The organism is Sphingomonas carotinifaciens (genome assembly GCF_009789535.1).
Taxonomy (GTDB): Bacteria; Pseudomonadota; Alphaproteobacteria; order Sphingomonadales; family Sphingomonadaceae; genus Sphingomonas; species Sphingomonas carotinifaciens.
The window spans coordinates 627,667-646,878 of sequence record NZ_WSUT01000005.1; the positions used below are offsets into that span (position 1 = coordinate 627,667).

The 19,212-nt window shown below is 67.9% G+C and carries 12 protein-coding genes and 1 tRNA gene; 10 read left to right on the forward strand and 3 right to left on the reverse strand.

The genetic code is table 11. The features are described from left to right. Window positions 1–23 precede the first annotated feature (23 nt). Window positions 24–4,664, forward strand: a complete 4,641-nt coding sequence (locus GQR91_RS04915) for an NAD-glutamate dehydrogenase (RefSeq protein WP_149681372.1) — start codon at window positions 24–26, stop codon at window positions 4,662–4,664. Window positions 4,665–4,751: 87 nt separating this feature from the next. Here the strand turns inward: GQR91_RS04915 and GQR91_RS04920 are convergent, their stop codons facing one another. Further along, on the reverse strand, window positions 4,752–5,447 hold the full coding sequence (locus GQR91_RS04920) for a hypothetical protein (RefSeq protein ID WP_211368567.1): 696 nt from the start codon (window positions 5,445–5,447) through the stop codon (window positions 4,752–4,754). Window positions 5,448–5,740: 293 nt separating this feature from the next. Beyond that, a tRNA-Gly gene (locus GQR91_RS04925) sits at window positions 5,741–5,815 on the reverse strand. A gap of 130 nt (window positions 5,816–5,945) precedes the next feature. Between GQR91_RS04925 and GQR91_RS04930 the strand changes: the two genes are divergently transcribed. The 6 genes from GQR91_RS04930 to GQR91_RS04955 all read left to right on the forward strand — a co-directional run bounded on the left by GQR91_RS04930 (window position 5,946) and on the right by GQR91_RS04955 (window position 13,234). Beyond that, complete coding sequence (locus GQR91_RS04930) at window positions 5,946–6,707, forward strand: hypothetical protein (protein WP_112383880.1); 762 nt, start codon at window positions 5,946–5,948, stop codon at window positions 6,705–6,707. Beyond that, window positions 6,616–8,151, forward strand: coding sequence for a Y-family DNA polymerase (locus GQR91_RS04935; RefSeq protein WP_149681502.1), 1,536 nt, complete (start codon window positions 6,616–6,618; stop codon window positions 8,149–8,151). The genes GQR91_RS04930 and GQR91_RS04935 overlap by 92 nt, the downstream gene beginning before the upstream one ends. Further along, a complete protein-coding gene (locus GQR91_RS04940) occupies window positions 8,148–11,468 on the forward strand; it encodes an error-prone DNA polymerase (protein ID WP_149681374.1) in 3,321 nt (1,106 codons plus the stop codon). The genes GQR91_RS04935 and GQR91_RS04940 overlap by 4 nt, the downstream gene beginning before the upstream one ends. A 62-nt stretch (window positions 11,469–11,530) precedes the next feature. Continuing rightward, window positions 11,531–12,427, forward strand: a complete 897-nt coding sequence (locus tag GQR91_RS04945) for a tetratricopeptide repeat protein (RefSeq protein ID WP_149681503.1) — start codon at window positions 11,531–11,533, stop codon at window positions 12,425–12,427. Continuing rightward, window positions 12,424–13,029 (forward strand): LON peptidase substrate-binding domain-containing protein, encoded by a 606-nt coding sequence (locus tag GQR91_RS04950; RefSeq protein ID WP_112383883.1) that lies wholly within the window; start codon window positions 12,424–12,426, stop codon window positions 13,027–13,029. The genes GQR91_RS04945 and GQR91_RS04950 overlap by 4 nt, the downstream gene beginning before the upstream one ends. 37 nt (window positions 13,030–13,066) lie before the next feature. Continuing rightward, window positions 13,067–13,234 (forward strand): Trm112 family protein, encoded by a 168-nt coding sequence (locus GQR91_RS04955; RefSeq protein WP_149681375.1) that lies wholly within the window; start codon window positions 13,067–13,069, stop codon window positions 13,232–13,234. Here the strand turns inward: GQR91_RS04955 and GQR91_RS04960 are convergent. Further along, on the reverse strand, window positions 13,231–14,445 hold the full coding sequence (locus GQR91_RS04960) for a UbiH/UbiF/VisC/COQ6 family ubiquinone biosynthesis hydroxylase (RefSeq protein ID WP_149681376.1): 1,215 nt from the start codon (window positions 14,443–14,445) through the stop codon (window positions 13,231–13,233). The genes GQR91_RS04955 and GQR91_RS04960 overlap by 4 nt on opposite strands. A 110-nt stretch (window positions 14,446–14,555) precedes the next feature. On the opposite strand from GQR91_RS04960, the gene GQR91_RS04965 reads away from it, so the two are divergent. The 3 genes from GQR91_RS04965 (at window position 14,556) to GQR91_RS04975 (ending at window position 19,090) form a co-directional block, all read left to right on the forward strand. Next, the gene (locus tag GQR91_RS04965) at window positions 14,556–16,868 is read left to right on the forward strand and encodes a DNA translocase FtsK (RefSeq protein ID WP_112383887.1); all 2,313 of its coding nucleotides are present in this window, start codon (window positions 14,556–14,558) and stop codon (window positions 16,866–16,868) included. A gap of 85 nt (window positions 16,869–16,953) precedes the next feature. Further along, window positions 16,954–18,390, forward strand: a complete 1,437-nt coding sequence (locus GQR91_RS04970; protein WP_149681377.1) for a carbohydrate porin — start codon at window positions 16,954–16,956, stop codon at window positions 18,388–18,390. A gap of 76 nt (window positions 18,391–18,466) precedes the next feature. Then, window positions 18,467–19,090 carry a LolA family protein gene (locus tag GQR91_RS04975; RefSeq protein ID WP_149681378.1) on the forward strand — a complete coding sequence of 208 codons (624 nt, stop codon included), beginning with the start codon at window positions 18,467–18,469 and terminating at the stop codon, window positions 19,088–19,090. The last annotated feature ends 122 nt before the right edge of the window (window positions 19,091–19,212 follow it).

The window sequence follows — 19,212 nt, forward strand, 5'->3', positions numbered from 1 at the left end:
GCGGACGCGTAGGGCTTGCCACCATGGCATCGAACCCGTCGCAACCGCTCGCCGCAGCGATCGCTGCCCGCCTCGCCCCCCACCTGACGCGTGGCGCGCTTCCCGGAGAACTTCAGGGCTTTGGGCCGGATGAGGTGGCGAATGCCGCTGCCTTCATTGCCGCCGCGGCAGCGACGCGCAAACCCGGCTGCCCGGCCATCGCGCTGGAGGTGATCGCCGGCGACGACACGCACCGCCACATGCGCCTGGCCGTCATCAACGACGACATGCCCTTTCTGGTCGACTCGGTCGCCGCCGCGATTGGCGCGCAGGATCTGGCGATCGACCGTGTCATCCATCCGATCGTCCCCGTCACCCGCGACGCGCAAGGCCAGTTGACCGATATCGGCGCCGACCAGGCCGGTGCCACGCCCGAATCGATGATCTATCTGGAAATGGAGCGGGCCGATGCCCGTGACCGCCGCGGACTGGTCGACGATCTGTATGCGGTGCTGGCCGATGTCCGCGCGGCGGTGACCGACTGGCGTGCGATGCAGGCCGCCGTCACCGCCGATGCCGACCGGTTGGAAGCGGAGGGTACCGGTGGCGAGGGGCCCGCCCTGCTCCGCTGGTTCATCGATGGCAAGCTGACGCTGCTCGGCCACGAACGCTGGTTCGCCGATGGCCGCCCCGGCGAAGCGCTGGGCATCGCCACGCTGGAGCGCAGCGTGCCGATCCTGGCGGACAGCTCCCGCCAACTCGCGCTCCAATGGTTCGCGGGTGGCGGCGAAGCGCCCCTGCTGCTGAAGTCCAACGCGATCGCCGCCGTTCACCGTGCCGTGCCGCTGGACCTGGTGGTGGTGCCGATTCGCGAGAATGGCGCGATCACCGGCCTGTCGATCCATGCCGGTTTGTGGACCTCCGCCGCGCTTGCCACCCCGCCCAAGGACGTGCCGATGCTGCGCACTCGCATGGCGGCGCTGGAGGCCAAGTTCGGGTTCGATCCGCGCGGCCATACCGGCAAGGCGCTGGCGCATGCCCTCACCGTGTTGCCGCACGACCTGATCGCCGCGTTCCAGCCGGATGCGCTGGAGGAACTGGCGCTGACCGCGATGTCGCTGGCCGATCGCCCGCGCCCCGCGCTGGTGCTCGTCCGCTCCGCGCTCGGCCGGCATCTGTTCGGCTTCGTCTGGCTGCCGCGTGACGATCTGACCACCGGCCGCCGCGTCGCGATCGGCGAGATGCTGGCCGAGGCGGCGCAGGGCCGCGTCCTCAACTGGTCGATCGCGCTGGAGGACGGCGTCGTCGCGCTGCTCCGCTACACCATCGACCTGCGGGGCGAGGGCCGCCTGCCCGATATCGAGCCGCTGGCCGACCGGCTGCGCCGCATGGTCCGCGGCTGGGTGCCCGATGTCGAGGCGGCGCTGGCCGAGCAGTTGCCCGCGCCCCGCGCCGCACGTCTGGCCTTGCGCTGGGCGGACACCTTCTCCGCCAACTACCGCAACGTCAGCAGCCCGGCGGAGGCCGCCGCCGACATTCTGCGCCTCAGCGCGCTGGAAAGCCCGGCCGACCGCTCGGTCCGCCTGTTCCCTGCCGCACCCGGCGCCGAGCGGCAGTTCAAGATCTACAAGCTGGGCGGTGCCCTTGCCCTGTCCGATGCGGTGCCGGTGCTGGAGAATTTCGGCTTCCGCGTCATCGGCGAACTGCCCACCCGGCTGGAGGACGAGACCGACGCCTTTGTGCACGACTTCGTGGTCGAGTCGGATGCCGGTGCCGACCCGAACGATGCCGCCATGCTGGAAGGCGCGATCGCCGCGGTGCTGGAGGGCAAGGCGGAGAATGACGCGTTCAACCGCCTGATCGTCGATGTCGGCCTGTCGCCGCGTGCGGTGGTGCTGTTCCGCGCCTGGTTCCGCTATCTGCGCCAGGCCGGGCTCACCTATGGCCTGGCCACCGTGGTCGATGCGCTGCGCCGTGCGCCCGCACTCGCCGCCGCGCTGGTCGATCGCTTCACCGCCGCGCATGACCCCGCCGGTGGCGGCGATCTGGCCGAGGCCGATGCCGCGATCGAGCGCGGGCTGGATGCCGTGTCCGCGATCGACGACGACCGTATCCTGCGCAGCATCCGCGACCTGATCGCCGCCACGTTGCGCACCAACGCCTTTGCCCCTGCCGCGGCGGAGGCGCTGGCCTTCAAGCTGGACAGCCACGCCATCCCCGGCCTGCCCGCGCCGCTGCCGTGGCGCGAGATCTGGGTCTATTCCCCCCGTGTCGAGGGCATTCACCTACGCGCCGGCCCCGTCGCGCGCGGCGGCCTGCGCTGGTCCGACCGGCGGGACGACTTCCGCACCGAGATCCTGGGCCTGATGAAGGCGCAGCGCGTGAAGAACGCGGTGATCGTGCCGACCGGCGCCAAGGGCGGCTTCTATCCCAAGCAGCTTCCCTCCCCCGCGACCGACCGCGACGCCTGGTTCGCGGAAGGGCGGGAAAGCTACCGCATCTTCATCCGCTCGCTGCTGTCGATCACCGACAACATCGTCGACGGCGCGGTGGTCCACCCCGAATCGGTGCGCATTCTGGACGGCGAGGACCCGTATTTCGTCGTCGCGGCCGACAAGGGTACCGCCACCTTCTCCGACGTGGCCAACGCCATCGCGATCGAACGCGGCTTCTGGCTGGGCGATGCCTTCGCATCCGGCGGCAGCCAGGGATATGATCACAAGGCGATGGGCATCACCGCCAAGGGTGGCTGGGTCTCGGTCCAGCGCCATTTCGCCGAGCGCGGGGTGGACGTTCAGGTCGATCCCGTCACCGTGGTCGGCTGCGGCGACATGTCGGGCGACGTGTTCGGCAACGGCATGCTGCTGTCCAGGGCGATCAAGCTGGTCGCCGCCTTCGACCATCGCCACATCTTCATCGATCCGACGCCCGACCCTGCGACCAGTTGGGAGGAGCGCGCGCGCATGTTCGCCCTGCCCCGCTCCAGCTGGGCCGATTACGATGCCTCGCTGATCTCGGAAGGCGGCGGCGTCTTCGCCCGCACCGACAAGCGCATTCCCCTCTCGCCCCAGGCGCGCGCCGTGCTCGGGATCACCGCAGAGGCGATGGAGCCCACCGCGCTGATCTCCGCGATCCTGAAGGCACCCGCCGATCTGCTCTGGTTCGGCGGCATCGGCACCTATGTGAAGGCCGCGTCGGAAAACAACGCCGCGGTCGGCGACCCCGCCAACGACCGGCTGCGCGTCGATGCCGAACAACTGCGCGTCACCGCGATCGGCGAGGGCGCCAATCTGGGCGTCACCCAGGCGGCCCGCATCGCCTTTGCCGGCATCGGCGGGCGCATCAACACCGACTTCATCGACAATTCGGCCGGCGTCGATTGCTCGGATAACGAGGTGAACATCAAGATCGCGCTCAACCGCGAGCTGATCGAGGGGCGGCTTGCCGAGGCGGATCGCAACGTCCTGCTCGCCGAGATGACCGACGATGTCGCGCATCTGGTGCTGGAGGATAACCGCCTCCAGACGCTGGCGCTGTCGATCGCGGAGGCGGACGGCGCCGCCGCGATGCCCAGCTATGTCCGCCTGATCGAGATGTTCGAACAATCCGGCCGCCTCGACCGCGTGGTGGAGGGGCTGGACGCGCCCGACATCCTGCTGCGCCGCGGGCAGGACGGGCATGGCCTGTCGCGCCCCGAGCTTGCCGTGCTGCTCGCCACCGCCAAGCTGACGCTGCAGGACGCGATCGAGACCGCAAAGCTCGGCACCGAGCCCGACCTCGCTCCCGACCTCTACGCCGCCTTCCCCCCCGCCATGCGCGCGCGCTTCGCCGACGCCATCGACGCGCACCGCCTGCGCGGCGAGATCGTCGCCACCAAGCTCGCCAACCGCATCGTCAACCGCCTCGGCATCCTCTTCCCCTTCGAAATCGCGGAGGAAGAAGGGGCCGGCATGGCGGACATCGCGGCGATGTTCGTGGTGGCCGAGCGTCTGTTCGATCTGCCGACGCTCTGGGCGGAGGTAGAGGCGACCGCGATGCCGGAGGCGGCGCGAATCGCGCTGTTCGAGGAGATCGCCTTCGTCACTCGCTCGCAGATCGCCGACCTGCTGCGCGTCACGCCGGCGGGCACCACCCCTGGCGCGGCACTCGACCGGCTGGCGCAGGGTCTTGCGCATCTCGACACGCAGACACCCAGCCTGTTGCTGGAGGAGGCGCGGGCGCAGAGCAGCCGCATTGCAAACGAGCTGGAGGCCAAGGGCGCACCGACGGCGCTTGTCCGCAAGGTCGTTCGCCTGTTCGAGCTGGACGGTGCCGTCGGCCTTGCCGATCTCGGTCGCCGCCTGTCGCTGGACGAGGTGGTGCTGGCCCGCGCCTTCACCCGTCTCGGCCAGGCATTGGGTCTGGACTGGGCACAGGCCAATGCCGCGCGCATCACCCCCAGCGATCCGTGGGAGCGCCTGCTGATCGCCGGTCTGGCCCGCGATTTCCAGCAACTCCGGCTGGAATTCCTCGGCCGCCATGCCGGCATCGATCCGGAGGCGGCGGTGGAACAGTGGCTGGCCGCCCGTGCCAGCCGCGTCGGCCAGTTCAAGGCGGTGATCGACCGCGCCCGCAACGCTGCCCAGCCCAATGCGGCGATGCTCGCCCAGATCGCGGGCCAGGCCCGCGTCCTGCTGGGCCGCTGAAACCGGCCGCGTCCCTGTTCCCTGCAAGGGCGGGAACGGGGACGCGGGGGAGCAACGATCTATCGCAGACGCCGACGAGCCGGTGGATCAGCCCGCGTCATGCTCCAGGCGGCTGATCGTGGCACATAGTGCATCCGCCCCGCGGCGGTCGTCGCCGAACGGGATGACCGTCGTGTAGGTCATGCCGTTGCGCTCCAACTGGTAGCGGATTTCCAGAAACGCAGTCTCCACGGTGTGCGTGGTCGAACGCGATCGCCCGCCAAAGGTATAGCCACCGAACAGCCCGCTGCTCGATGCCCCCCCCCCCAATGTGAAGCGCCCGCCATGGCGCGTATTGGTGATCTGCGTCGCCTCACGCTCGACGCTGACGTTCGAGATCTGCGACGGGTGCAGCCACAATTCCTCGTAATTGGTCGACCGGTCGATCACCACCAGGTCGCCGCGCTGCGTCACCGCCAGCGCACCCGGCGCCCCTTGCCACCAGGATCGCCACTGCGACACGGCGGTCGGCACCGCCTGCACCGCGGCGGCGAGCCGGTTGGCGACGCCGCGATAGTGCACCGCGCGCATCGACGAAAGAATCACCGCATCGACGATCTTTATGACCACGCCTGCGATCAGGAACATGATGATCCCGCTGAAGAGCGCCTCACCCAGCCTGAAGCTCAACAGCGACGACAGCATCGGCAGGCCGACCAGCACCCCCAGGATGGCCAGCGGTACCAGCTTGCTGATCTTTTCGGTCTGTTCGACGCATGCCAGGGCGTCAGGATAGGATTTCATCCGTGTCGCCGTTGGTGCAACCGCAGTGTTCATCAAAGCCTCCCCCGCATATGATGATCCCTGTGCACCGACTTATCCACGCGCGTTGAACCCTTGGGCTGGCGTGCAGCCGGGGCATGACGACGAAAACGCAGAAAACGGCTCCGAAAGACTGCGGCAACCCTGCCCGTCTTCATGAAATTTCCGAGGGAACTCTACGAGATGGTAAAGCAACACTATCGTCGCCACGCTGTGACGCCGTCTGTGTTCGCTGCTGTTCGATAAAGCTGCTTCGCTGCTTCATGGCAGCGAACTGGAGCGGGCGAAGGGATTCGAACCCTCGACCCCAACCTTGGCAAGGTTGTGCTCTACCCCTGAGCTACGCCCGCTCTGGCGTTCCGACCGGCGATGTTCCGGTGGGGTGGGCGGGCTATTAGCCGTGGGTTTTGAGTGTGGCAACCCCATTGTTGAACTTTTGTGGCTTGGCGAATGGATCAATAGAACATTACAAGAACATACGTGACCGACTCCGCCGCCCTTATCGCCCATCTGCGGCAACTAGCCAACGCCTCTTCCCATGAGGCGGCGGAGGCCGAGGCGCCGGATGCCTGGCTGGCGGACGGGCTGGCAAAGGGCCAGCTGCATGAAATCTTTGCCGTCGACGACGCCGACGGGGCCTGCGCGGCGGGCTTTGCGGTTGCGCTGACCCTGGCGGCGCGCGGCACGCCGCTGCTGTGGTTGCGCAACCAGGATACGGAGCGTGCCGCCGGGCGGCTGCACGGACCCGGGCTGATCGAGATGGGGCTGAACCCTGCCGCGCTGGTGCTGGCGGTGGTGGAGGACGATGCGGCCTTGCTCCGCGCCGCCGCCGATGCCGCGCGCTGCCCCGGCCTTGCGACGCTGATCGTGGAAGGTCGGGGCCGGATGCCCGGATACGACCTGACCGCGACGCGCCGGTTGATGCTGGCAGCCGAAGTGTCAGGCGTCACCATCCTGGCCCTGCGCGTCGATGCCGAACCCAGCCCCACCGCCGCGGCGACGCGCTGGGGGGTGACGCCGGCCCTGTCCGCCCGGCTGGAGGCGGACGCCCCCGGCGCCCCCGCTTTCGATGTGGAATTGCTGCGCCGACGTCGGGGGCCTGCCGGCACCCGCTGGCGCGTGGAGTGGAACCGTGACACGCAAAGCTTCGATCCCGCGCCGCTATCTGGCGCTTCACTTCCCCTGGGTGTCGATCGAGCGGCTGCGCGGATGCCGCCCGCACCTGTTCGTCGGCCGCGATGAGGCACCCGTCGCCTTTGTGGAAACGCTGGGCAATGCCGTGCGCCTCGCCGCGCTGGATCGCACCGCCACGTCGCTGGGTCTGCGTCCCGGACTGACGCTGGCCGATGCCCGCGCCCGCGTGCCCGAGCTGGAGGTGTTTCCCCACGACCCGCATGCCGATCTGGAATGGCTGGAACGGCTGGCGGACGGTTGCGCGCGCTACACGCCGTCGATCGCGCTCGACCCGCCGCATGGGCTGATCCTCGACATCGCCGGCTGCACCCACGCCTTTGAGGGCGAGCGGCGGCTTGCACTGGATGTGGAGGAGCGGATGGCCCGTCGCGGCATCCTGGTGCGCCACGCATTCGGCGATACGCCGGAGGCGGCACGCGCACTCGCCCGCCATGCCGGCGGCCCGGCGCCGGACGAGGCGCGCGCGATCCGCCGCCTGCCCGTCGCCGCGCTCGAACTGGATGACGATGCGACCGCGGCGCTGGTCGCGGCCGGGCTGAAGCTGGTCGGTGACGTCATGGCGCGCCCGCTGTCCGCCATCGCCGCGCGCTTCGGGGCGGATGCGGCAACCGCGATCCGCCGGCTGGCGGGCGAGGCGGAGAGCCCGCTCACCGTCCGCCGGACCGTCGCCCCCATCAAGGTCGAACACCGCTTTGCCGAACCGATCGCCCGGACCGAGGATGTGCTGAGCGTGATCGGCGACCTTGTGGCGGAGGCGGGCCGTTATCTGGAGGAACGCCACCAGGGCGGTCGCCGGTGGGAGGTGCGGCTGTTCCGCGCCGATGGGCAGGTGCAACGGCTGCGCATCGAAACGGGGCAGCCGACACGCGACCCGGCACTGCTGCTCCGCCTGTTTCGCGAGCGGATCGATGCGCTCGCCGATCCGCTCGATCCCGGTTTCGGCTATGACCTGATCCAGCTCGACGTCGCGCTTGCAGAACGCCTGGATGCCAGTCAGTTACGGCTGGAGGGGGGTGCCGTGCAGGCCGGCGAGGTGGCAGCGCTGGTCGACCGGCTCAGCACCCGCCTCGGCCGCAGCCGCGTACGCCGCATCGCCCCCCGCAACAGCCACATCCCCGAACAGGCCGAACTCCTGCTCGCCGCCGCCGCCCCCACCCCGCCCGACACCGGCTGGCTCACCCCCGACCCCGGCGAGCCCCCCCTACGCCCCATCTACCTCTTCGACCCCCCCCAACCCATCCAAACCCTCGCCGCCGAAACACCCGACGGCCCCCCCGCCCGCTTTCGGTGGGGGCGGCGGTTGCATGATGTGGCGCGGGCCGAGGGACCGGAGCGGATAGCGGGCGAGTGGTGGCGCCGGCAGCAGGCGATCCCGACGCGCGATTATTACCGTGTGGAGGATGTGCGCGGCCGTCGCTTCTGGATCTTCCGCCATGGTCTTTACAGCGAAACCGAACGCCCCCGCTGGTACGTGCACGGCCTGTTTGCATGACACCCGACCCGCCCCGCTTTGCCGAACTGGTCGCGGCGACGAACTTCTCATTCCTGGACGGGGCTTCCCATCCCAGCGACATGGTGATGCAGGCGGTCGCACTGGAGCATGCCGGGATCGGGATCGCCGATCGCAACACCGTGGCAGGAGTAGTGCGCGCCTATGATGCGCTATGCCAGGCACAGCGTCGGGTAAAGGATGACGGCCTGCCGCCGCTTTCCTTCAAACTGGCCGTGGGTGCACGGCTCGTCTTCACTGATGGTACGCAAGACATCGTCATCTATCCGGCCAATCGTGCCGGATGGGGCCGCCTGACGCGGCTGCTGTCGCAAGGCAATCGCCGTGCACACAAAGGCGGATGCATCCTGGGCTTTGACGATCTGCGCCGCCACCTAGGCGATCTGTTGCTGATCGTCCTGCCAACCAGCAGTGCCCGGCCGGTGGAGCCGATGCCGGGCGCGATGCTGCCCCCGGATCGTGGCGACCCCAGCCTTGCCGCGACGCTCAGCATGCTGGCATCGCTGGCACCCGGCCATGTCTGGTTGGGTGTATCCATGCCCAGGGCCGGTGCCGATCGACGCCGCCTGAGGCGTCATGCCCGCTTGGCGGCCTCTCTTGGCGTGCCGCTGCTCGCCACCGGCGATGTCCGCTATGCGCAGGCCGAGGATCGTGCCCTGCACGACATCGTCACCTGCATCCGCGAAGGACGATCGATCCAGACATCGGGACGCCTGCTTGCCGCCAATGGCGAGCGTTATCTGAAGCCGGCATCCGAAATGGCCCGGCTCTTCGCGGATCAGCAGGAGGCGTTGGCGGAAAGCCTGTTGTTGCTGGACCGGATGGAATTTTCGCTCGACCAGCTACGCTACGAGTATCCGCACGAGCCGGTGCCGCCGGGCTGGAAAGCGCAGGACTGGCTGGAACATGTCGCCTGGCAACATGCCATCGACCGCTATGACGGCTATGTTCCCGATCGCATCGTTACGCTGTTACGCGACGAGTTCGCCCTGATCCATGCACGCGAATATGCGCATTACTTCCTGACGGTCTACGACCTGGTCCGCTTTGCCCGTGCGCTCGATCCGCCGATCCTGTGCCAGGGACGCGGATCGGCGGCCAATTCCGCGGTCTGCTTCCTGTTGGGCGTCACTTCGGTCGATCCGATGCGGCACGACCTGCTGTTCTCGCGCTTCGTCTCGGCCGAGCGTGACGAGCCGCCCGATATCGACATTGATTTCGAACATGAACGGCGCGAGGATGTGATCCAGCACATCTATACGCGCTACGGTCGCCACCGCGCAGCGATCGCAGCAACGGTTATCCACTACCGTCCCAAAAGCGCGGTGCGCGAAGCCGGCAAGGCGCTGGGTTTGACCGAGGATGTGACGCAGCGGCTGACCAGCACCGTTTGGGGCAGCTTCGCCGACCATTTCGAGGAGAAGCGTTTTCGCGAAACCGGCTTCAGCCTCGACAATCCCGAGATTGCACGGTTGCGCATGGTGGTCGATCGCCTGCTGACGTTCCCGCGCCACCTGTCGCAACATGTCGGCGGTTTTGTGCTCACCCAAGGACGTCTGGACGAAACCGTGCCGATCCACAACGGTGCGATGGAGGGTCGCACCTTTATCGAATGGGACAAGGACGACATCGACGTACTTGGCCTGATGAAGGTGGATATTCTGGCACTCGGCATGCTGACCTGCATCCGCAAGGCATTCGACCTGATGGAACGCCACGGCCTGGGTCGCCCGCACCTGGACGATGTCGCGATGGATGAAGATCCACGCGTGTACCAGATGCTGCAAAAGGGCGACAGCATCGGCGTGTTCCAGGTGGAAAGCCGTGCGCAGATCAACATGCTGCCCCGGTTGAAACCGGAAAAGCTCTACGATCTGGTGGTACAGGTGGCGATCGTCCGCCCCGGCCCGATCGAGGGCGACATGGTGCACCCCTATCTGCGGCGGCGCGCCAAAAAAGAGGCGGTCATCTTCCCCTCCCCCGATCCGCGACACGGGCCAGCCAACGAGCTGCACGCCCTGCTCGGCGAAACCTATGGCGTGCCGTTGTTTCAGGAACAGGCGATGAAGCTGGCTATCGTCGCGGCAAAATTCACCCCGGACGAGGCGAACCAGCTTCGCAAGGCGATGGCGACGTTCCGTCATGTCGGCGGCATGCACGATTTCCACCGCAAGCTGGTCGAAGGCATGGTGAACCGCGGCTATCCCCGCGACTTTGCCGAACGCTGCTACAAGCAGATCGAAGGGTTCGGCTCCTACGGCTTTCCCGAAAGCCATGCCCTGTCCTTCGCGCGGCTGGTCTATGTCTCGTCATGGATCAAATGCTTCCATCCGGCGGTGTTCGCCTGTGCGATCCTCAACTCGCAGCCGATGGGTTTCTACGCGCCGGCCCAACTGGTTCGCGATGCGATCCAGCATGGGGTTAAGGTCCACCCGGTCGATGTGAACGCCAGCGCGTGGGACAACACACTCGAAGACTTCGCGCTCCGCCTGGGTTTCCGCCAGATCGACGGGTTCCGCGAAGCCTGGGCGGCACAGATCGTCGCGCATGCCCCCTATGCCGCGATCGAGGATCTCGCCGCGCGCGCCGGCCTGCCGCAACGCGCCCTGACCCTGCTCGCGGATGCCGATGCCTATCGCTCGCTGGGCCGCGATCGCCGTACCGGCCTGTGGGAGGCGCGCCGCACGCCACCCAGGCAGCTTCCCCTCTTCGCCGCGATGGAGGCGCCCGAACTCGCCCCCGAACCCGATGCGAAGCTGCCGCCCATGCCCCTCGCCGAGCAGGTCGCGAACGACTATCGCGCCACCCGCCTCTCGCTCAAAGGACATCCGATGGCGTTCCTCCGCCCGCTTTTCGCGGCCGAGGGGGTGCTGTCCTGCCGCGATGCGGAGGCGATGCGCGATGGCACCCGCGCCCGGGTGGCCGGCGTGGTCCTGGTCCGCCAGCGCCCCGGCAAGGGCAATGCGATATTCGTCACGATCGAGGATGAGACGGGGATCGTCAATGCGCTGATGTGGGCGCGTGATTTCGAGGCGAACCGGCGTGCGGTGATGGCGGCGCGGCTGATGGTGCTGCACGGGGTGATCCAGCGTAGCGAGGAAGGGGTGATCCACCTGATGACGGTGCGGGTCGACGATCGCAGCGACGAGCTTGCCCGCCTGTCCGACGGCCAGCCGATGACGCCGCCGATCGCCCGCGCCGACGGCGTGCTGCGCCCGGTCTATACGCGCAGCCCCGACCCGCGCGCCGCCCATCCCCGCGATGCCCGTCTCTTGCCGAAGTCGCGGGACTTCCATTGATCGCACGAAGCGCCCACATAGGCGCACAAGAAGAATAGGAGTTGCACTTGGCCACCTTGGGAATGTCCGCCGCCGAGAAGGACGCGGTCACCGCGTTCCGCCACGACGTCGTCGAACCGTCGATGACGAAGCTGGTGATCCTGGATTTCTGGGCGGAATGGTGCGGGCCGTGCAAGGCGCTGACTCCGATTCTGGAAAAGGTCGCCGCCGCCTATGCCGACAAGGGCGTGGTGCTGGCCAAGGTCGATACCGACAAGAACCAGTTCATCGCCACGCAATTCCAGATCCGCTCGATCCCGACCGTGTACGCGATGTTCCAGGGTCAGTTGGTCGCCGACCTGACCAGCGCGCGCACCGAAAGCGCGCTGCGCACCATGCTGGACCAGTTGCTGCGCCAGTTGCCGATCCAGTCCGAGGCGGGCGAGGCGGAGGCCGAACTGGAACCGCTGATCGCCATGGCCGAGGAGGTGCTGGGCGAAGGCGATGCCGAGCGTGCGCTGGCGATCTTCGACCAGCTGGTCGAGATGGCGCCCGAGCATCCCGCCGTGCTGTCCGGCCGCATCCGCGCGCTGGTCGCGGCCGGCCGCAACGACGAGGCGGAAGCCGCGATCGCCGCGTTGCCCGAGGAACTGGCCAAGGATGCCGGCATCCAGCGGGCGCAGGCGACGCTGGCCCTTGCCCGCTCCGCGCCACCGGTGGCGGACCATGCCGGGCTGGCCGCCGAGGTGCAGGCCAACCCGGACGATCATGAAAAGCGCTTCGCACTCGCCAATGCCCAGATGGCCGCGGGCGACCGCGACGGCGCGGCGGACAATCTGCTCCACATCGTCGCCGCCGACCGGACATGGAACGAGGACGCCGCGCGCCAGCAGCTCCTGAAACTGTTCGAGGTGGTGGGGATGACCGACCCCTGGGTTTCGCAACAGCGCCGGCGGCTGTCGGCGATCCTGTTCGGATGACCAGGCTTTCGATCTTCCCGCTGCCGGGGGCGCTGCTGTTTCCCGGCATGCACCTGCCGCTGCACATCTTCGAGCCGCGCTACAGTGCCATGGTCTCGGACGCGATGGCGCGCGACCGGCGCATCGGGATGATCCAGCCTTCGGGCGAGGGCGAGGTGCCGGCGCTCTACAATCTCGGCTGCGTCGGCAAGATCGCCGAGGTCGAGGCGCTGGACGAGGGACGCTACAACATCATCCTGGAGGGCGTGGCGCTGTTCCGCGTCGTGCGCGAGTTGAAGGTATCCACCCCCTTCCGCCAGGTCGAGGCCGAGTTGCTGGCGGTCGAGGATGACGAGCAATTGTCGATCGCCCGTCGTTCGTCGCTGGAAATGGAGTCGCGCCGCTTCGCCGATCTTCAGGGTTATGCGGTCGACTGGGAAGCGGTCAGCCGGCTGGACGATATGAGCCTGGTCAATGGCATCGCCCAGATCGCCCCCTTCGATTCCGCGGCCAAGCAGGCGTTGCTGGAGGCAAGCGATATCGAGACGCGCGCCGAGCTCATCATCCAGCTGATGCAATTCTTCGGCCGCCACGACGGCGAAGACCGGGTGACGCTGCAATGAGGAAGGGCAATGAGGAACGGCCGATGAGGAACGGGCAATGACCCTCGACCCCTGGCTGCTCGAACGTCTCGTCTGTCCGGTGACGCGTCAGCCCCTGCGCCACGACGAAGCCGCGCAGGAACTGGTGAGCGAAGCCGCCGGCCTCGCCTATCCGATCCGCGACGGCATTCCCGTGATGCTGGTGGAAGAAGCGCGGGAAATCTAAACCAGCACGCCCTGCAACAGCTTGGGCAGTTCTCCGCTTTCGCCGCGCGCTTCCGCCATGAAGCGGCCTTTCAGCGGCGGGATGCGATTTACCGCGGAGATACCGAAGCGCCGTACCGCGCTCGCCGTCCTGCCCGGAACGCCGAACAGGCGGTTGAGCACGTCGGTCGCCACCGCGACCATCATCGTGTCGAGGCCCCGCCACTGCTGGTAGCGCGCCAGCAGCGCGGCATCGCCCAGGTCCAGCCCGGTGCGCTTGCCCTCCACCAGCACCTCGACCAAAGCGGCCACGTCGCGGAAGCCCAGGTTGAGGCCCTGCCCCGCGATCGGGTGGATGCCATGCGCGGCGTCGCCGACCAGCACCAGCCGCTCCGCCGTCACCCGTGCGGCATGGTGGAAGCCGAGCGGGTAGCTCGCACGCGGCGAGGCGTGGCTGAGTTTGCCCAGAAATCCGCCCATCTGCTTTTCCGCCTCCGCCAGAAAGGCGCGGTCGGACAGTTTGAGCATCGCCGGGCCATCGGCACCCTTGACCGACCAGACGATCGCGGAGCGGTGGCCGATCTCGTCGTCGGGCAGCGGCAGCAGCGCGAAGGGACCGGTCGGATAGAAGATTTCGAACGCGATGTTTTCGTGGGCACGTTCATGGTGGAAGGCACCGATGATCGCGGCATGATCATACTTCCAGCGCGCCACCGTGATCCCGGCGGCCTTGCGCGTCGGCGAGTTGCGCCCCTCCGCCGCGACCAGCAACGGCGCGCGGATCACGTCGCCGGTATCCAGCGTCACGGTCACGCCGGCGGGGCCGCGCTCGACATGGGTGGCGCGCGTCTTCATGCGCAGGTCGACGCCGTCCGCCACCACCGCGGCCTCATGGATCGCGGTGCGCAGCAGCTTGTTCTCGAACATCGTGCCAAGCGCACCGTCATCGGCGTCGGGAATGAAGTCGAGCGCCCCCGGCTCCAGCCCGTCGCTGACCCGGATGTGCCGGATCGCGCAGCCCTTGCCGGCGAGCCGTGCCCCGATGCCGATCGCATCCAGCATCCGCCCGCTGGCGCTAGCCACCGCAGAGGCGCGGCCGTCGAAGCCGGGCGCCAGCGTGACCGCCGGATCGGCGGGGTCGATGATGATCGCGTTGAGCCCGTGCGCGGCAAGCCCGACCCCCAGGGTCGCACCCACCAAACCGCCGCCCAGGATGATGACGTCGCTGTTCATGCCTCGCTCTACCTTCCGCAGCGCTCCGCTACAACGCCGCTCCCTTGACGCCGCTCCCCCCGCGCGCAATGGTTTTCGCCGTTTCTTCAGGATATCCGGGGTTTTCGACCATGGCGAGCCGCGCGCAGCCCGTATTGTGGCGCGAGACGATGAAGGCGGGCGCGGTGCGCAGCGGCGCACTGGTCACCGCCATCGCGATCTTCGTCACCACCGCGATCCTTGCCCTGGCGCTGGCCAGCTATCACGGCAACGACCCGGCGCTGAATACCGCGTCGGGGGCGTCGCCCGCCAATCTGGTCGGTCATCCCGGTGCCTGGATCGCCGATGTCGCGCTGAGCCTGTTCGGTCCGGCGGTGGCGCTGCTGCTGCCAATCGGCCCGATCCTGGGGCTGCGGCTGTGGCGCGACCTGCCGCTGGGGCGCTGGGTCCGCATGTTGCGCAGCGCAACTTTGGGCGTTGCGCTGATGGCGAGCGCCTTGGCCTTCGTGTCCGATGCATCGGTGATGGCGCTGCCCGCCGGCTGGGGCGGCATCGTTGGCCTGGCCGTCGCCGGATCGGTCGACTGGGCGCTGGCCTTTATCGGCGAGCCGGTCGCGGCGCTGTGGATCGCACGCGGCATCGGGCTGGCGCTCGCCGTGGCCGGTATCCTCGTCTGGGGCCGCAGCCTGGAGATCGACCTGGGCGACCGCCGCTTCCGCTTCCGCCGCCGCCGTGCGCGGGCCGATGCACTGGCCGGCGAGGACGCCTGGATGGGCGACGAGGAGGATGACGAGGAGCCGCTGACGCTGGCGCGCCGCGCCCTGCCGCAGCGTGCGCCCGCGGAGGCCGATCCGCGTCCCGCCCCCGTCATCGCCGATCGCCAGATCGCGCCGGCCCCGGCCAAGGCCAAGGCGCAAGGCCCCGCAGAACCGCGCGACAGCTACGTCCTGCCCGATCTCGACCTGCTGGTGGAGGCGCCGCCCTCCTCCGCGGGGCCGGTCGACAAGGCCGCGCTGGAGCGCAACGCCCGCCTGCTCGAAAACGTGCTGGACGACTTCAAGGTGCAGGGTGCGATCACCGAGGTGCGCCCCGGCCCCGTCGTGACGATGTACGAGCTGGAACCCGCCCCCGGCATCAAGGCCAGCCGCGTCATCGCGCTGGCCGACGACATCGCGCGCAACATGTCCGCCATCTCTGCGCGCGTCGCGGTGATCCCGGGTCGCAACGTCATCGGCATCGAACTGCCCAATGCCAAGCGCGAATCGGTCAGCCTGCAGGAACTGGTCGGCTCGCAAAGCTTCGAGGATCAGGCGGCGCAACTGCCAATCATCCTGGGCAAGAACATCGCGGGCGATCCCGTCGTCGCCGATCTGGCGCCGATGCCCCACCTGCTGGTCGCAGGCACCACCGGATCGGGCAAGTCGGTCGGCCTGAACTGCATGATCCTGTCGCTGCTCTACCGGCTGACCCCGGACCAGTGCCGGATGATCATGATCGATCCGAAGATGCTGGAACTCAGCATGTATGACGACATCCCCCATCTGCTGTCGCCGGTCGTCACCGATCCGGCAAAGGCGGTGCGCGCGCTGAAATGGGCGGTGGAGACGATGGAGGATCGTTATCGCCAGATGTCGTCGGTCGGCGTGCGCAGCCTAGCCAGCTTCAACGACAAGGTGCGCGCGGCGCGTGCCAAGGGCCAGCCGCTCGGCCGCAAGGTGCAGACCGGCTATGGCGAGAACGGCCAGCCGCTCTACGAGGAGGAGCAGCTCGATTATCAGGTGCTGCCGCAGATCGTCGTCATCGTCGACGAGCTGGCCGACCTGATGATGACCGCGGGCAAGGAGGTCGAATTCCTGATCCAGCGCCTCGCGCAAAAGGCGCGCGCGGCGGGCATCCACCTGATCATGGCGACGCAGCGCCCCTCGGTCGACGTCATCACCGGCGTCATCAAGGCGAACCTGCCGACGCGCATCTCCTTTCACGTCACCTCCAAGATCGATTCGCGCACCATTCTGGGCGAACAGGGTGCCGAGCAGCTGCTGGGGCGCGGCGACATGCTCTACATGCCCGGCGGCAAGGGCATCGTCCGCGTCCACGGCCCCTTCGTCTCGGACGACGAGGTGCATGCGGTCGCCGATCACTGGCGCTCGCAAGGATCGCCCGATTACATCTCGTCGGTCACCGAGGAGCCGGCGGAAAGCTTCGCACTGGACGGTGCGCCCACCGGCGAGGATTCGGCGGAGGACCAGCAGTACCGCGCCGCGATCCAGCTCGTCTGCGAAAGCCAGAAGGCGTCCACCTCCTGGCTCCAGCGCCAGCTTCGCGTCGGCTACAACTCGGCGGCGCGCCTGATCGAGCGGATGGAGACCGACGGCGTCGTCAGCCGCCCCGACCATGTCGGCCGGCGCGAGGTGCTGCGCGATACCGAGGGGCATCCGATCTGATCGGGAACGATCGTAACGCTGCCGGACCTTTCCACGCTTCAATCGGTTGTCGGATGGACAAGGGTTCGAAACGGGGTTGGACTGAATGCGCAAGGATCGTGTGGCCGCGGCGGTGCTGGCGGGCATGCTGTGGACGGGGAGCGCACATGCGCAGCAGGTCGATGTCGGCGCATCCCCACCGCCCCCCGAAACCGCGCAGCAACCGCCCGAGACGAGCAGCGCGGACACGCAGCGCCAGCCGAACACGGGTGCCGGCCGATCGCCCCGCAACCGCCAGCGCGATACCTCGCCCTCCGCGCTGACCGCCGATACGCAGAACGCGCCGCCGCCCGGACTGATCGGCGACTGGCAGGAGATCCGGACGCGGCTCGGCCGGCGCGGCATCGGCCTGACCGCGCGCTACGCGTCGGAGAGCGGCTATAATTTTGCCGGTGGCACGCGAAAGCTGTTTCGGGAAACGGGCCAGTTCGACGTCGGCACGCTGCTCGATCTCGAAAAGCTGATCGGGCTGGGCGGCGGCGCATTCCAGGCGACGGTCACGTGGCGGCGCGGCTACGACCTGACGCAGGATGCCGGGCTGGGCACGCTGCAACAGGTGCAGGAAGTCTATGGCCGCGGCCAGACGATGCGCGTGACGCAGCTTTGGTACGAACAGAAGATCGGCCCTGCGGTAGAGATCAAGCTGGGCCGGACGAATCCGGGTGAGGACTTCGCGGTCTTCTCCTGCCACTTCATGAATCTCAGCTTTTGCGGCGCCCAGCCCGGCAATCTGAACGGCAGCTACTGGCAGAACTGGCCCATCGGCCAATGGGGCGCGCGCGTGCGGGTGGACCTGCCCCGCGACTTCTACGTGCAGACCGCGGCGTACGAGATCAATCCGCGCAATCTGGAGAACCACTTCTTCATTGCGCATTTCAAGGGTGCGACGGGCGTGCTGGTGCCGGTGGAGGGCGGGTGGTCGCGCGGTGGCGACGACGGCCATGTCGGATCGTACAAGATCGGCGGCTGGATCGCGACGGAGCATGGCGACGACGTGTTCCTGGACGTGAACCGCCGTCCGATCGCGATCACCGGCATGGACCCGCTGCGCCGGGACAGCCGCTACGGCGTCTACTTCACGATGCAGCAGCAGCTTACCGGCGAGTCGAAGGACGGCAAGGCGATGAACGGCCTGTCGATGTTCGCCAATGTCACGCAGGCGGATCGCCGGACGAGCGTGACCGACAATCAGGTGGCCCTCGGCCTGTTCTACAAGGGGCTGGTGCCGCATGTGCCCGGCGACGTGCTGGGCATCGGCGTTGCGCGTACCAACGTCAACGGACGCGTGGCGGCCGGCCAGCGGCTCGATCCCGCCCGCCCGGCGGTACAGGGCGCCGAATATGCCGCCGAGATCTATTACAGCATCCACCCCGCCGACTGGCTCGAGATGCGGCCGAACCTGCAATATATCCATCACCCCGGCGGCGTTGCGGCGGCCGACGACGTGGCGGTGCTGGGCATGAAGGCGGCCATCACACTGTAGCCGCAACCGAAAACGCGCGGGAGTTCACAGCCGGTTCAACGCGGATGGGACAAGCCCCCGCTCCAAGGAGACATGCATGTTCGTTTCGCGTTCCATCCTCGCCCCGGTCGCGGCGGCCGTCGCGCTGGTGCCGGCACCCGTTCTGGCGCAGGCGACCGGCGATCTGGCCGCGGTCCAGCGGCACCTTCAGTCGGTGACGACGATGACCGCCGATTTCAGCCAGACCGATCGCGCCGGCAAGGTGCTGACCGGCACGGTGACGCTGAAGAAGCCGGGCAAGATCCGCTTTCAATATGAAAAGGGCGTGCCCCTGCTGATCGTGGCGGAGGGCGGCGCATTGACCTTTATCGACTATTCGGTGCGGCAGGTGCAGCGCTGGCCGATCCGCAATTCGCCGCTGGGCGTGCTGCTCGATCCCGATCGCGACATCACGCGGTTCGCCAAGATCGTGCCTTCGACGGATCAGCGTCTGGTCTCGGTCGAGGCGAACGATCCGAAGCATCCCGAATATGGCCGGATCACGCTGGTCTTCGCGCGCGATTCGGCGGCCCCCGCCGGATTGATGCTGCAAGGCTGGGTGGCGCTGGACGGCCAGAATAATCGCACCACGATTCGCCTGTCGAACCAGCGCTTCGGCGCGCCGGTCAGCGACAGTACGTTTCGCTGGAACGACCCACGGAGAGGTGGACGGCAAAACTGAATGGAAACCAACAGTTTCATTCATCCGGGCGACAGGTAGGTCGGCCTAATACCGGTCTTGCGGTTGTGGAGCGTCCGGGATTTCCCCCCTGTTGCCCGGATTGTTGACCACATCCCGCCTGC

What these genes read in the sequence shown, in the direction of transcription:
- GQR91_RS04915 (WP_149681372.1), top strand. Translation starts at nt 24, where the DNA reads ATGGCATCGAACCCGTCGCAACCGCTCGCCGCAGCGATCGCTGCCCGC.
- GQR91_RS04970 (WP_149681377.1), top strand. Translation starts at nt 16,954, where the DNA reads ATGCGCAAGGATCGTGTGGCCGCGGCGGTGCTGGCGGGCATGCTGTGG.
- GQR91_RS04955 (WP_149681375.1), top strand. Translation starts at nt 13,067, where the DNA reads ATGACCCTCGACCCCTGGCTGCTCGAACGTCTCGTCTGTCCGGTGACG.
- GQR91_RS04965 (WP_112383887.1), top strand. Translation starts at nt 14,556, where the DNA reads ATGGCGAGCCGCGCGCAGCCCGTATTGTGGCGCGAGACGATGAAGGCG.
- GQR91_RS04920 (WP_211368567.1), bottom strand. Translation starts at nt 5,447, where the DNA reads ATGAAATCCTATCCTGACGCCCTGGCATGCGTCGAACAGACCGAAAAG.
- GQR91_RS04940 (WP_149681374.1), top strand. Translation starts at nt 8,148, where the DNA reads ATGACACCCGACCCGCCCCGCTTTGCCGAACTGGTCGCGGCGACGAAC.
- GQR91_RS04960 (WP_149681376.1), bottom strand. Translation starts at nt 14,445, where the DNA reads ATGAACAGCGACGTCATCATCCTGGGCGGCGGTTTGGTGGGTGCGACC.
- GQR91_RS04950 (WP_112383883.1), top strand. Translation starts at nt 12,424, where the DNA reads ATGACCAGGCTTTCGATCTTCCCGCTGCCGGGGGCGCTGCTGTTTCCC.
- GQR91_RS04945 (WP_149681503.1), top strand. Translation starts at nt 11,531, where the DNA reads ATGTCCGCCGCCGAGAAGGACGCGGTCACCGCGTTCCGCCACGACGTC.
- GQR91_RS04975 (WP_149681378.1), top strand. Translation starts at nt 18,467, where the DNA reads ATGTTCGTTTCGCGTTCCATCCTCGCCCCGGTCGCGGCGGCCGTCGCG.